The 13,021-nt window shown below is 35.5% G+C and carries 15 protein-coding genes; 12 read left to right on the top strand and 3 right to left on the bottom strand.

Features of this window, described 5'->3' with window-relative positions; all coding sequences use genetic code 11:
* Positions 1 to 177: 177 nt before the first annotated feature.
* The 6 genes from NQ499_RS09785 to NQ499_RS09760 all read left to right on the top strand — a co-directional run bounded on the left by NQ499_RS09785 (position 178) and on the right by NQ499_RS09760 (position 4,832).
* Positions 178 to 525: a helix-turn-helix domain-containing protein gene (locus NQ499_RS09785; RefSeq protein WP_238319806.1), complete on the top strand. Its 348-nt coding sequence runs from the start codon at positions 178 to 180 to the stop codon at positions 523 to 525.
* Positions 526 to 623: 98 nt separating this feature from the next.
* A complete protein-coding gene (gene pnuC / locus NQ499_RS09780) occupies positions 624 to 1,853 on the top strand; it encodes a nicotinamide riboside transporter PnuC (RefSeq protein ID WP_006504281.1) in 1,230 nt (409 codons plus the stop codon).
* Positions 1,854 to 1,937: 84 nt separating this feature from the next.
* Positions 1,938 to 2,495 (top strand): elongation factor P, encoded by a 558-nt coding sequence (gene efp, locus NQ499_RS09775; RefSeq protein ID WP_006504282.1) that lies wholly within the window; start codon positions 1,938 to 1,940, stop codon positions 2,493 to 2,495.
* Between the two features lie 20 nt (positions 2,496 to 2,515).
* Positions 2,516 to 3,262, top strand: a complete 747-nt coding sequence (locus NQ499_RS09770) for an SDR family NAD(P)-dependent oxidoreductase (RefSeq protein WP_006504283.1) — start codon at positions 2,516 to 2,518, stop codon at positions 3,260 to 3,262.
* 86 nt (positions 3,263 to 3,348) lie between these two features.
* Complete coding sequence (locus NQ499_RS09765) at positions 3,349 to 4,101, top strand: helix-turn-helix domain-containing protein (RefSeq protein WP_259848497.1); 753 nt, start codon at positions 3,349 to 3,351, stop codon at positions 4,099 to 4,101.
* Between the two features lie 11 nt (positions 4,102 to 4,112).
* Entirely contained in the window at positions 4,113 to 4,832 is a 720-nt protein-coding gene (locus tag NQ499_RS09760; RefSeq protein WP_259848496.1) for an IS3 family transposase, read from the top strand.
* Positions 4,833 to 4,890: 58 nt separating this feature from the next.
* On the opposite strand, the gene NQ499_RS09755 is transcribed toward NQ499_RS09760, so the two are convergent.
* Entirely contained in the window at positions 4,891 to 5,613 is a 723-nt protein-coding gene (locus NQ499_RS09755) for a transposase (protein ID WP_259848495.1), read from the bottom strand.
* On the bottom strand, positions 5,610 to 6,140 hold the full coding sequence (locus tag NQ499_RS09750; RefSeq protein ID WP_259848494.1) for an IS110 family transposase: 531 nt from the start codon (positions 6,138 to 6,140) through the stop codon (positions 5,610 to 5,612). Before NQ499_RS09750 ends, NQ499_RS09755 begins: the two co-directional genes overlap by 4 nt.
* Positions 6,141 to 6,436: 296 nt before the next feature.
* On the opposite strand from NQ499_RS09750, the gene NQ499_RS13615 reads away from it, so the two are divergent.
* Positions 6,437 to 6,655 carry an IS3 family transposase gene (locus tag NQ499_RS13615; protein WP_326924418.1) on the top strand — a complete coding sequence of 73 codons (219 nt, stop codon included), beginning with the start codon at positions 6,437 to 6,439 and terminating at the stop codon, positions 6,653 to 6,655.
* Between the two features lie 96 nt (positions 6,656 to 6,751).
* Here NQ499_RS13615 and NQ499_RS09745 read toward each other — a convergent pair whose 3' ends face one another.
* Complete coding sequence (locus NQ499_RS09745; protein ID WP_006504505.1) at positions 6,752 to 8,005, bottom strand: methionine gamma-lyase family protein; 1,254 nt, start codon at positions 8,003 to 8,005, stop codon at positions 6,752 to 6,754.
* A gap of 179 nt (positions 8,006 to 8,184) precedes the next feature.
* On the opposite strand from NQ499_RS09745, the gene hypB reads away from it, so the two are divergent.
* The 5 genes from hypB (at position 8,185) to NQ499_RS09720 (ending at position 12,999) form a co-directional block, all read left to right on the top strand.
* The gene (hypB, locus tag NQ499_RS09740) at positions 8,185 to 8,847 is read left to right on the top strand and encodes a hydrogenase nickel incorporation protein HypB (protein ID WP_006504506.1); all 663 of its coding nucleotides are present in this window, start codon (positions 8,185 to 8,187) and stop codon (positions 8,845 to 8,847) included.
* A gap of 4 nt (positions 8,848 to 8,851) precedes the next feature.
* A complete protein-coding gene (locus NQ499_RS09735; RefSeq protein WP_006504507.1) occupies positions 8,852 to 9,223 on the top strand; it encodes a hypothetical protein in 372 nt (123 codons plus the stop codon).
* Between the two features lie 89 nt (positions 9,224 to 9,312).
* Positions 9,313 to 11,253, top strand: coding sequence for an IS3 family transposase (locus tag NQ499_RS09730; protein WP_006507210.1), 1,941 nt, complete (start codon positions 9,313 to 9,315; stop codon positions 11,251 to 11,253).
* The gene (locus NQ499_RS09725) at positions 11,192 to 11,668 is read left to right on the top strand and encodes a hypothetical protein (RefSeq protein WP_006507209.1); all 477 of its coding nucleotides are present in this window, start codon (positions 11,192 to 11,194) and stop codon (positions 11,666 to 11,668) included. Before NQ499_RS09730 ends, NQ499_RS09725 begins: the two co-directional genes overlap by 62 nt.
* A 17-nt stretch (positions 11,669 to 11,685) precedes the next feature.
* The gene (locus tag NQ499_RS09720; RefSeq protein WP_006507208.1) at positions 11,686 to 12,999 is read left to right on the top strand and encodes an IS3 family transposase; all 1,314 of its coding nucleotides are present in this window, start codon (positions 11,686 to 11,688) and stop codon (positions 12,997 to 12,999) included.
* Positions 13,000 to 13,021 lie beyond the last annotated feature (22 nt).

The raw sequence follows: 13,021 nt of genomic DNA, 5'->3' as shown, positions 1-13,021 counted from the left end.
GCCCTGAAAGGAGATTGATTTATTAGAAGGATTATACAGGCAATGTTATTTTGAAGTAGAATCAAGAAGATACTTTGATAAGAACATAGGCCGACGTAAAATTATTAGTAGTTGCTTGATAGTTGATAGCGCAACTAGCTATATTAAGCTATATTTGAAGTAAGGAGGGAAATGAAAATGACAAATTCATTCATGTTATTAATAGCGCTTATACCTGCACTTATTGTCTGGGGTGTAATCATCTATGTCGTTTATTTGCTCATTGTTGCATTAAGAAAATATATTAAGTCAGAGCCAGTACGTAAAGAAAAGGAAGAGTATGCAAAAACACTAGGAGGTGTGATTAAAAAGCACCGCATGGAATGTCAGATGACTCAGGAATTTGTGGCAGAAACACTTGGTGTATCTAGACAGGCAGTCTCTAAATGGGAAAATGGTTCTTCTGATCCAAGTACAACTAATCTTATAGCGCTTGCAAGCTTGTTTGATATTACACCTGAAGAAATGTTGAAAGAAATACGATAAACTTTACAAAAAGACCTACCATTTTAAGTGATTATTTATTATAATTGTGAAGTATTTTTTTTAAATACTGATTTTAAAATTTAAGGGGAGTTTGTAGTATGATTCAATTTTTTAAAAACAACATCGAACCTAGAAAGAAATTAAGAACAGCAGAAATTATTGTTCTCATTGCCTTAGTATTAGGTTCAATTATTTCTCTTTGTGTAGGTCTTAAAGAAGTGCATTCTAATCCTGGTAAAGTGGATTATGTACAAAGCATTGTAATGAAAAGAAATACACAGGATGAAGACTATAGTTCAGACAACACAGTATGTGATGTTACATATAGTAAAGGTGACAAACAGCTTGTTGTTTCTTATTCTTATGAAGAATATACACAGTTAAAGAATAAGACTATTACTGCTTATGAATTCAAGACAAGTAATGGAACTGACTTATACTTTGATCACAAAGATGTGAGTCAGAAAGAAGTTAAACATTCTTATAAGCAGGTCATGGCAAATAAGACTATGTACATCTTTAACCTTGCATCTTCTTTATTTATCTTAAGCTTATCATTGGCTTTAATGATGTTATTCTCTAAGCAGTTTACAACATATGAAAAGAGCTGGTTCTTGAGCATCATGTTACTTGCTACTATTTTCGCTGTTGCTTTCCCAGAAGAAAGTGCAAATGGTGTGAATGGTATTATTATCATGTTATTGTATCTTTTAGATACATTCTTAAATATCTTATGTGAATTACTCATTTCTAAACAGTCTCGTTACAACTTCTTAGTATCTGTTGCTGTAGAAATTGCGGAAATCGCAATGTGTGTTGTATTAATGTATCGTTTTGCAACAATGGTGACTACATTATTCTTCTGGCTTCCAATTGATATCATCAGTTATATCAACTGGTCTAAGCATAAAGATGAAGAAGAAGATGAATTAACAATGGTAAGAAAACTAAAAGGATATCAGGAAGTACTTGTTATTGTAGGTATCTTTGTATGGACTGTCGTTGTTGGTTATTTCATCAGTGGTTTAGATATTGCAACTGATTTCTATACAAATAAGACTTTAGAAACATGGATCATTTATATTGATGCCTGTGCCTCTGCAGTAGGTATTGCGAATGGTTTATTTATCTTCTTCAGATTAAGAGAACAGTGGATTGCATGGTATATCTGTGCTGCTTTAGAAGCTATTATTAACATCTTATCTGGACAGTATGTATTACTCATTCTTAAGCTTGGTTACTTCACTAATACAACTTATGGTTATATTAAATGGAGTAAATATATTAGAGAACACCAGAAAACAAACGAAAAACTATCTTTATTCTAATTAAATTTCTCTATAACTTGAGAGTAGGCTATAAAACTGCTACAATAGGAACGTAAAAAACATATAGAAACAGGAGTGATTATTATGGCAATTGCTGCAGGAGATTTTAGAACTGGACTTACATTAATCGTTGATGGAGATCCTTGGGTTGTTTTAGACTTCCAACATGTAAAACCTGGTAAAGGTGCTGCTATCTTAAAGACTAAGATGAAGAACTTAAAGACTGGTTCTACACAGGACAGAAACTTCAACGCTTCAACAAAATTCGAAGCTGCTAACATTGAAAAGAAAACAGCACAGTACTCATATGAAGCTGATTCTACTTACTATTTCATGGATATGGAAACATATGATACTTATGAATTATCAGAAGAACAGATCGGATTCAATAAATATTTCATCGTAGAAGGAAGAGAAGCATCTCTTATGTTCTTTGAAGGTGATTTATTATCAGTATCTATCCCAGAAAAAGTTGAATTAACTGTTGCTAAGACAGACCCAGCTATTAAAGGTGCACCATCTAACCAGACTAAGGATGCTGTTACTAATACTGGTCTAACATTAAGAGTACCTCAGTTTATTGAAGAAGGCGAAGAAATCGTTGTCTTCTCATCTGATGGAAAATACGCAGGAAGAGCTTAATATAAGCTCTTTTTTCACATATGAATAAAGTTGTACTTGTAACTGGTGGCGCTCAGGGGATAGGAAAAGCCATCGTATTAGAACTTGCGAAAAATCATTATGATGTAGTGATCAACTACCTTACTTCTAATAAAGCAGCGGCTTTATTAGAAGAAGAGATTAAAAAGAATTATGATGTACGTGTGATGACTATTCAAGCGGATGTATCAAAGGAAGAAGAAGTGGATGCCATGATTTCTTTAATAGAGAAAAAATGGGGTGGTGTTGATATTCTTGTTAATAATGCGGCTGTTGATTTATCCAATCTCTTTCATCTTAAGACAGCAGATGAGTTTAGAAAGACATTGGATGTCAATGTCGTAGGGGCATTTAATTGCAGTAAGCGTGTTTATAGACATATGCTTGATCAGGAATATGGACGTATTATTAATATTTCTTCTACCAATGGTATAAATACCTATTATCCAATGTGTATTGATTATGATGCCTCTAAAGCGGCATTGATCTCATTAACACATAATCTTGCCTTTGAATATGGGCCATATATTAATGTGAATGCAATCGCACCAGGATTCATTGGAACAGACAATGAACTAGATGGATATGACGAAGAATTCTTAAAAGAGGAACAGGAAAAGATCATGGTGAACCGTTATGGTAAACCAGAAGAAGTGGCTTATCTTGTGAAGTTTCTTATTAGTGATGAAGCGAATTTCATCAACAATACAATTATAAGAATAGATGGCGGCCAGAAAGGCAGCTGTTAAAAAGGTCCTGAAATCAATTGATATGATGACCTCCCAGTAGACAGTGTAAATAATTAAAAGCACTGTTTGCTGAGGAGGTTTTTCTTATGGGAAGAAAAAGCAAGTTTTCTAAACAACAAAAAATTGAAATATGTAGAAGGTACTTAGATGGCAGTGAATCAGTTATTAGTCTAGCAAAAGAAATAAATGCTGGTAAAAACACAGTGAAAAAGTGGATTAGAATCTTTAAAGCGTATGGTGATTCTGCATTTGATGAAAAACCTGCAAATGAATCATATACAAAAGAGTTTAAAAGGAAGGTTGTAGAAGAATATCTTGCTGGTGAAAGCTCACTAATAGATATTGCGCTAAAATATAATATTCCTTCAGATAGTACAGTACTTGCATGGGTAAAGTTATATAATGATCATATAGAATTAAAGGATTATATTCCTGGAGGTAAGGAAATCTATATGGCAAAGTGCAGAAAAGTCACAAAAGAAGAAAGAATAGAGATAGTAAAGTACTGCATGGAACACAATCTTGATTATTCGGGAACGTGCAAAGTGTTTGATGTGACATATTCAAATGTATTTAACTGGGTAAGAAAGTACAGAGAAAAAGGTGAAGAAGGCTTATCAGATAGACGTGGACGCCGTAAAAAGGATGAGGAGCTAGATGAACTTGGCCTTCTAAAGAAACAGTTGAGAGAAAAGGAACGTGAGCTTGAGAGAGCTCATCTGGAGATAAGACTGTTAAAAAAAGTGGAGGAGATAGAAAGGAGAGGATATGCAGAACAAGCAGATTCGAGAATGAATATCAGTCAATCAAGGAAATCAAGGAAGAAGACAAAGAGGTAAGCCTATCAGCTATGCTTGAGATATTAGGTGTAAAGAGGGCGAATTATTATAAATGGCTTAGACGCAATAAGAGCGAAAGAGATCTTGAAAATGAGGAACTGGCAGACCTTATAAGAAAGTATGATGTGAAATTCAATCATACGCTTGGCTACAGAATGATGGCAGATAGAATAAACAGAGATGAAAACAAGAACTATAATGACAAGCAGGTCTACAAGGTGATGAAAATACTTGGCATCAAGTCAATCATAAGACCAAAAAGAAGAAGCTGTACAGTCAGAAAAAGCAATAATACAGCCAAGAATAATCTCAAAAGAGACTTCAATGCATCAAGACCTAACGAAAAATGGGTAACAGATGTCACTGAGTTCAAATATGGAAAGAATAATGAAAATAAGCTATATCTAAGCCTGATACTAGATCTTTATGACAGATATCCAGTAGGATATGAAATTAGTGACCATAATGATAATAACCTTGTCTTCAATACATTCAGATCAGCTGTAGAAGCTAATCCAGGAGCACATCCGTTATTTCATAGTGATGGTGGCTACCAGTATACGAGTCCATTCTTTGTACGTATGCTTAAGGATAATGGCATGGAACAGAGCATGTCCAGAGTTCACTGCTGCATTGATAATGGACCAATGGAAGGATTCTGGGGAATACTTAAATGTGAGATATATCATTATGGGAAGAAGTGTGAAACAAAAATCAATCTAAACGTATAAAAAAAGACAAACTTAAAAACAAGTTTGAATAATTTAGAAAAAATAGAATAATTGAATATTATGGTTTAGTTAATTTAGAAACGTCAAAACCTGATTTCTTAAGAAACTCAATTGCTGATTCTTCTGTTAAATCTTGTTGCTTTATAGGTGGATTAGGATTTCTAAATGATTCATAATCTGAAGGATTAAATGTCTCTCCAGTAAGAATCATATGGTATATACTGACAAGCATCATTCTTGCAATTGCGATAATGGCTTTCTTGTGACCTCGTCTCTTTTTGATACGAGAATACTTAATTCCAAAATAGCCCTCCTTATCTTTGATTGCTCCAAGAGCACACTGAACTAATAAAGGTTTTAAATATTGACCTGCTTTAGAAATACGAACTGATTTTTTCTTATTAGCACTTTCGTTATTTGCAGGTGCTAATCCAGCCCAACAGGTTAGTTGTTTATCTGATTCGAATTGTTTCATATCTACTCCGATTTCTGAAATAATAAGGATTGCAGATAAAGTGCTGATGCCTGGTAGTTGGGTGATGTGCATGAATTGATCGAACATTGGTGCTGCACGTTTCATCATTTCGATTTCACAGTTATCAATATGGACTTGTAATTCTTCCATATGAGTCATTGACTCATTCATTTTAAACCTTTGATCAGTTTCAATATTGCAGTGTTTAATGGAATCTAGAATCTTATCTTTATTTTTACACGATCTATGGATACATTTCAAAATTTTCTCATCTTCAATGATATCTGACTCAAGTACTTCTTTCATGATTGCTTGTGCAGACTTTCCAAACGGATCGAAAATACAGAACCAATACCGATATTGGAAACTGTCATACAGTTCTGATATCGATTACGTTCAGAGGAACGCATCCCAACCAATTTATAGCGATAGCGAGATATTTCTCGTAAAGCTCTTATTTCTTTGGGTGGTATAAAAGAAAATTTGATTAGATCATGTTTAAATAAATCACAGATCCATTTTGAATCTTTCTTGTCAGTTTTCTTTCCTTTAATTGCTTTGACATATTTTGGATGAGTTAAGTAAATATTGATTTCATCTTCTAAGATGTTGAAAATTGGAATCCAATATTTACCAGTAGATTCCATGCATGCATCAAAGCATTTGTGATTAATGAGCCACTGTTTAAGATTCAGTAAATCATGGTTTAAAGTTGAAAACGTTTCTTGGATGTATTCAGTAATACGAGTTTTCTTATTAGTAATACCGATTGTAGCCACAATGATATTCTTGTGAACATCCATGCCACAGCAGATTGGTCTAACAATCTTCATAAAAAAATCTCTCCTTTCATTGAAAGAAGAGAAGTGGCATTGACTGCTATCTAAGCTAATCACTCAGTTGATTGTACAATCATAAGTGTCCTGGCTCTAAGTCCAACTTATTTGTGCTTGAAAAGATAGCGGCGACTTATAAATATTCAGGATATTCTATTTAAGTAGAATTGCCTACTCACCCCTACGTGCTCTGTAGTATACCACCTCTCTTTGATTATACTATTATATCGAGAGGCACACTAGAGTTTTGGTGGATTTGAGTTTGGTTATATATTTGTGTCCGCGCAACGAAGGTGCGGGGAAATGGAGGAAAATATGAAACAAGAGAGGAATTAGAAGAGGCAATAAGAGAATGGATAAGATATTACAGTCATGAAAGATATCAAAGAAGATTTGGTGTGAGAACACCTTATGAAGTAAGAAGTGAAGCATTGTGCAATGAGAATCCAGTTCAGTATCCAATACCTGAGAACAAGGCGATACAGAAATATAAGGCGGCACATTATGCATAAAAATATGCCTGCCACGTAGTGGCAGGCATAGGTACATGTTTTTAATTATTTCACCTGTCTACTTGACAGGGGCGGATCAAATCAGGACCTTTCGTGTTATTTCTTTAAAACATTTGTAAGGGCGAATAGAATAGAAAGTTTACTATATTCTAGTGTCAAACCACCCTGAATATAAAGTGTATAAGGTGCAACAACAGGTGCATCGGCACTTAATTCAATTGTACTTCCAGAAGTAAATGTACCAGCAGCCATTACTTCATCATGAGGATAACCAGGCATTGGTGCAGGCATAGTCGCAACAAATGAATCAATTGGAGAACTATTCTGAATAGCCTGTGTAAACTTCACTAGGTTTTCTTCTGTACCAAGTTCTAGTGTCTGAATAATGTCAGTTCTTTCTTCATTATATCTTGGAGATACATTATCGAAGCCTAACTTTTCTAACATATAAGCACTAAATACAGCACTCTTTAAAGCGTTCTTTACTGCATTAGGAGCCATAAATACACCCTTGAAGAATGTATTATTCATATTGAAGTTAGCTCCTAGATCTTTACCAATACCAGGTGCAGTTAATCTTTCAGCACACATAAAGATTAAATCTTTTCTACCTGCAATATAACCACCAGTAGGAGCAATACCTCCACCTAGGTTCTTCATTAAAGACCCTACAACGATATCAGCACCGATGTGTCCTGGTTCTTTCTTTTCTACAAGTTCACCATAGCAGTTATCTACCATGATAATAACATCCTTATTGACTTCTCTGATCTTAGTAATAATACGTTCAAGTTTAGAAAGTGTTAAAGATAAACGTGAAGAATAACCCTTAGATCTCTGGATTTCTACAAGTTTAACATCATTCTTTTTTAAACGTTCTACGATTTTATCATCATCGAAATCATTATCAACTAGATCAATCTGTTCATAAGATACACCATGAGCCTTTAATGACTGACTAGATTCTCCTGAAATACCAATCATTTCCTGTAAAGAATCATAAGGTGCTCCAGATAATGAAATCATTGTATCACCATGCTTAAGTAAAGCAGATAAAGTTAAATAAAGCGCATTTGTACCACTCATGATCTGTGGTCTAACTAATGCATCTTCGCATCCAAGAATAGTTGCGAAAATAGCTTCTAGCTTATCTCTTCCTGAATCATAGCTGCCATATCCATTCATGTCCGCAAAATCAGAATAGCTGACATTATTCTCAATAAATGCAGAAAGAACTCTGTTTGAGTTATAGAAACAAACATCATCAATCTTTTCATAAATGTCTTTTAATACAACATCAGATTCATTCGCAATTTTTAATAAGTTTTCATCTATTTGTTCTAATATCATAATTCTTCTCCTTTGAATACCTGTGCTATTATACACCAAATACACCACTATTTTAAAGAAAATCACAAACTCTTAGAATTTTAAATCTTTACAAATAAGATGATTTGTTAAAGGATTGTTTTGTTCTGTTTACTCAGTTCAAGAAATCTATTAGAATATCTAATGAAAGGGGTTTACATATGTATAAGGTTATAGAAGTAAAACAGAGTATATTTGAAGATAATAATAAGGATGCAAATTTGTTAAGACAAGAATGCAAAGAGAAGGGTGTTTTCTTACTTAATATCATGTCTAGCCCAGGTTCAGGAAAGACAACCACATTATCACGTACTATTGAAACAATCAAAGATGAAGTGAATATTGGTGTTATGGAAGCAGATATTGATAGTGATGTAGATGCGCACACTATTAGTCAGTATGGTGTACGTACAATACAATTACACACAGGAGGCATGTGTCATTTAGATGCGGATATGACAAGACAGGGATTACATGAATTAGGAATGGAAAATCTAGATCTTGCAGTATTAGAGAATGTAGGAAATCTGGTATGTCCTGCGGAATTTGATACAGGTTCCTCTTTAAATATTGCGATATTGAGTGTGCCAGAAGGGGATGATAAGCCTTTAAAATATCCGCTTATGTTTGAAGTATGTGATGTAGTACTTATTAATAAGGTGGATGTTCTTCCTTACTTTGATTTCGATATAGAAAAGTGTAAAGAGAATATTCATTATCGTAATAAGAATGCAAAGGTATTTGAAATATGTGCAAAAAGTGGAGAAGGAATCAAGTCTTGGTGTGATTACCTTTTAACACGTATAAGAGAATGGAAGGAATAAAACAATGGCCTATAGAGATAATATTGATAGACTTGCAAGACGTATTACAGATCGAATACCAGTGAAGTTCAAGAAACTCAAGGAAGATGATCCTGAATACAAATGTTTAAGTGAAATCTTGAATGATGAACAATGTAATTTATGTTTATTTTTTGAAGTACGCAAACCTATGTCTTTTGAAGAAATTCTTAAAAGAACAGGCTGGGAAGAAGAGCGTGTTGAACGTGTATTAAAAGAAGTATGTGATATAGGGATGATTGAATATAACTGGGAAAATGAAGATCATCATAAACAATATGTGATGCCTCAGTTTGTCCCTGGTTCTGCAGAATTCATGGTTATGAATAATGATTTAGTCAAAGAGCATCCAGTTTAAAATGGTACCCATAAGGAGGACAACAACCTGACAGTTGTGATACCCACCTTGTGGGTATCTTTTTTTCGTTTCGTTGTTGAAATTATGCTATGCCAAAAAAGTTCACTAATGAAGAAATTGAGTTATTATCTAAATCACCCTATGTCAAAGCCATAAGACAAGACAGACTTGTATTAACACATGAATTCAGATGCATCTTATATGATGAATGGATTAAGCAGCCATCTACCTTACAGATAAGAGAAACACTTAAATCATACGGCTTTGATTGTTCGATGTTAGGGAAAATTATAATAAATAACATCAACATTAACTTTAAGCGCTATGGTCGTCCTACTAACGGAAAAAATAAGGTATTTGGACAGAGTATATATTCAGTTGAATTATATGATAATTCATTTCTAGTTGACTCCGGGGTATTCGTCAAAGGACGTAGAGGAATTACATTTAGTTCTGAGTTCATTAATAAAGCCTATAAAGAATATCCTTCTGTGTCCATTGAAAATCAGCTTGAATCCTGTGGTCTTGATCCCGAAAAAGTCGGATATCATAGAATATATGAATTAAAAAGAAAACTTGAAGATGGAGAAAAAACTAAAGAAAAGATAAGTGCTGATGCAGCAGAGAAATACTTTGGTCATCCATATGTAAAGAGATGCAATACAGATCATTTTACACTTAATAAACAGTTCTATGATGAAGCTTCAATATTCTATAGTTATCCCGTTGATGAGATCCTTGGAATATTTGAGATTGATGGTTCTGATTTTCCTATCAGAGTGCGAAATAAAATAAAGAAACAGCTCATATCCTGGAATGGTGATTCTGATGATATGGTGGTGGAATGTGACCAGGAGTTCAGATGCCGCATCCAGCACAACAGGATGAGAGCACTAGAAAAACTGTCAATGATGCATTTTGATACTATCAGGAAAATTCTTCCTTCCCTTACCCCCGAGCAGAAGAAGGCATTATGCATATGGATAAGAGACCTCCCACACGACAGATATGATTATTCTATCCGTTCCATACTAAAGAGAATCGGCATATCCAAGTCATCCTATTATTCAATACTCTCAGATGATAATTACGGTATGAAAGAAAGGCAGGATGAGATTGATTTTGAATACATAAGGAAGGTCATGGATTATAAGGGATTCAGAAAAGGAACGCGCACCATCTATATGATGCTTCCCGATATATGTGGTGTTCATTTTGGGAGAAACAAGATTCTCAGGCTGATGAGAAAATACAACTGCATATGCGCCATCCGCAGGGAGCGTACTGAATTGAAAACGTACAGAGAAAACTTAAAAAGCAACAGGAAGCCAAACCTTCTTAAGAGAATGTTCCGTCTGGCAAGGCCGGGTGACATACTGCTCACAGATGTGAGCTATCTAAAATACGGGCTGAACAGAACTGAATACCTGTCTTGCATAAAGGATGCAGTAAGCGGACGTGTTGTAAGTCATATCACTTCTTCAGGTAACGATCTTAATTTAGTTATGGATACAATAGATACTCTTGATCCTTCTGAGGATGCCATCTTCCATTCTGACCAGGGCTCCCTCTATTTTAATGATTTATTCCAGGGCAGGCTTAAGGAACTAGGATACAGACAGTCCATGTCACGCAGGGGAAACTGCTGGGATAATGCAAGCCAGGAATCCTTCTTTGGACATATGAAGGATGAGTGCGACCTGTCTGGCTGTTCCACTCCGGAAGAAGTGAAGGAAATGATAGATAATTATGTATACTACTATAATAATGAGCGTCCTCAGTGGACACGTAATAAGATGACACCAACTGAATATGAAGACTATCTTAATTCATTATCTGATAATGAATATTCAGATTATCTTCAAAACGAACAGGAAAAGTATGATAAAATGATGAAAAAAGCGAGAGAAAAGGCGCTCAAGCGTGCAGTTGAGCTTGGCGCTCTGACAGAGGAGGATATGGAATTATATGGCTCAGGAAAGAAAGAAGAACAGGCAACAGCAGACAGAGGCGCAGAGACTTGCACATAGAGATGCAGTTATTGAACATTCAGATAATAAGTTCGTTGCAGAACTTACAAAGAATATGGATGCATTCATCTATACAAAGGACTTCTATGTTGCACTGTATAAGCAGCTTGAAAGTGGAATGACATCAATCGAGGCTTATGAATCATTAGGGTTCGATACTAAGAAACTAGGAAAGAACTGCGCTCAGGCAGCAGCCAAGCGTGCAAGACAGAAAGCGAAGAACGGGGAGTTTGAACCAAAGGCTGAGAACTATGATGGAAGCATCCCTATTGAGGAAATGCCTGAAATGACTCTCGAAGAGAAGGTTGCATACCAGGAGGCACGTATCAGATATCTTGAGGATTACGTAGAATTTCAAAAAAAAATGCCTTCCATACTGGAGGAGATATACTCATCCTACAGCGACAAGAAGTAAAGGAGGACAAGCTCTTCATGGCTTATGACTACATAAGCAGGGGAAAGGCAAAAGAGAATGGTTATACTAACACCAAAGTGTTCAAATTATTTGGTGTAAGCAGCACCGGCTATTATAATTATGTGGCACGCAGGGAGGATAGAGACGGGAAGCAGGCAGCTAGAAAACAGGATGAAAGCCATGTGATGCAGTGCTTCAAGAAGATCATTAAAACACTAGGATTCGTTCCCGGAAAGCGAACTTTCCGCCGACATATGTTCAGAAGGTTCAATTACAATATCAGCGTATCAAGAGCTTCAGCCATCATGAAAAAGATGCAGATTACTGCACAGCTTCCCAAGAAGGATGCATACAAGGGACAGGCAACCCACCATCATGAGTGCATGGCAAAGCCTAATCTCGTTAACCGTAACTTCAAGTTAGGTGTAAGACAGGTCATCCTTACTGATATCACTTATATTCATTACGGCTATAGCCGTACTCCAGCCTATATGTGTGCGTTCAAGGATGCCTATACAACTGAAATACTAGGTCATTATGTATCAGGCAGAATGGATGTGTCTCTTGTTCAGAAGGCATTCAATAATATGATGGAGAATCATAAGGACGAGTTCCCCAAGAATCTGGAGGTATACTGCCACAGTGACCAGGGCTCACAGTATCTGTCAACATCTTTCAAACAGCTTCTTAATGAGAATGATTTCATCCAGTCAATGTCCAGAAGAGGAAACAGTCAGGACAACGCTCCTATGGAATCATTCTTTGGGCGTATGAAGACTGAGGTCATTGACATCATCGCAAGATGTGGGGATATAGCTACTGTAAGAAGGCTCATTAATGGATATATCAATATGCATAATAATGAAAGATATCAGGATACCCTTGCAGCACTGTCTCCAAGTGAATTCTATACATATAAGGTGACAGGTCAGTATCCACTGGACAGCTATTATGGGGTGAAGGCATCAGAGCTTATGCCTCTTGAAAAGATCATTGAGGCTAAGCTTGAAATGCAGGAAAAAAAGAAGGAGCTCCGTAAGGAACGTCAGAAGATCAATGAGCAGCAGTCCAGATTATTAAGGAATGCGGGCGAAATCATCATGCGTGATATGAAGAAGATGGAGGATGAAAACAGGAAATGGGTAAAACAGCAGGAACTAGTAGAGAATCAGCTGAAGAAGATTTCGGAAATCATTGAGAAGATTAGTAAGGCTTTAAAATTCTATTATCATGAAGCAACAGCTGAAATCAAGAAACTGCTTAAGGATCCATTGAACTGGAAGAACTATACAGAACTGGACTATTATAAGGATCTTGATGCATTATACTAATTAGACAAATCATAAATAATAT

The sequence above is a fragment of the Catenibacterium mitsuokai genome (genome assembly GCF_025148785.1).
Taxonomy (GTDB): domain Bacteria; phylum Bacillota_I; class Bacilli_A; order Erysipelotrichales; family Coprobacillaceae; genus Catenibacterium; species Catenibacterium mitsuoka.
This window is presented reverse-complemented; position numbering and strand designations above follow the sequence as displayed.

Coding starts and splice junctions, on each gene's coding strand:
- NQ499_RS09785 (WP_238319806.1), top strand. CDS start 178: ATGACAAATTCATTCATGTTATTAATAGCGCTTATACCTGCACTTATT.
- pnuC (WP_006504281.1), top strand. CDS start 624: ATGATTCAATTTTTTAAAAACAACATCGAACCTAGAAAGAAATTAAGA.
- efp (WP_006504282.1), top strand. CDS start 1,938: ATGGCAATTGCTGCAGGAGATTTTAGAACTGGACTTACATTAATCGTT.
- NQ499_RS09770 (WP_006504283.1), top strand. CDS start 2,516: ATGAATAAAGTTGTACTTGTAACTGGTGGCGCTCAGGGGATAGGAAAA.
- NQ499_RS09765 (WP_259848497.1), top strand. CDS start 3,349: ATGGGAAGAAAAAGCAAGTTTTCTAAACAACAAAAAATTGAAATATGT.
- NQ499_RS09760 (WP_259848496.1), top strand. CDS start 4,113: ATGCTTGAGATATTAGGTGTAAAGAGGGCGAATTATTATAAATGGCTT.
- NQ499_RS09755 (WP_259848495.1), bottom strand. CDS start 5,613: ATGAAAGAAGTACTTGAGTCAGATATCATTGAAGATGAGAAAATTTTG.
- NQ499_RS09750 (WP_259848494.1), bottom strand. CDS start 6,140: ATGAAGATTGTTAGACCAATCTGCTGTGGCATGGATGTTCACAAGAAT.
- NQ499_RS09745 (WP_006504505.1), bottom strand. CDS start 8,005: ATGATATTAGAACAAATAGATGAAAACTTATTAAAAATTGCGAATGAA.
- hypB (WP_006504506.1), top strand. CDS start 8,185: ATGTATAAGGTTATAGAAGTAAAACAGAGTATATTTGAAGATAATAAT.
- NQ499_RS09735 (WP_006504507.1), top strand. CDS start 8,852: ATGGCCTATAGAGATAATATTGATAGACTTGCAAGACGTATTACAGAT.
- NQ499_RS09730 (WP_006507210.1), top strand. CDS start 9,313: ATGCCAAAAAAGTTCACTAATGAAGAAATTGAGTTATTATCTAAATCA.
- NQ499_RS09725 (WP_006507209.1), top strand. CDS start 11,192: ATGGCTCAGGAAAGAAAGAAGAACAGGCAACAGCAGACAGAGGCGCAG.
- NQ499_RS09720 (WP_006507208.1), top strand. CDS start 11,686: ATGGCTTATGACTACATAAGCAGGGGAAAGGCAAAAGAGAATGGTTAT.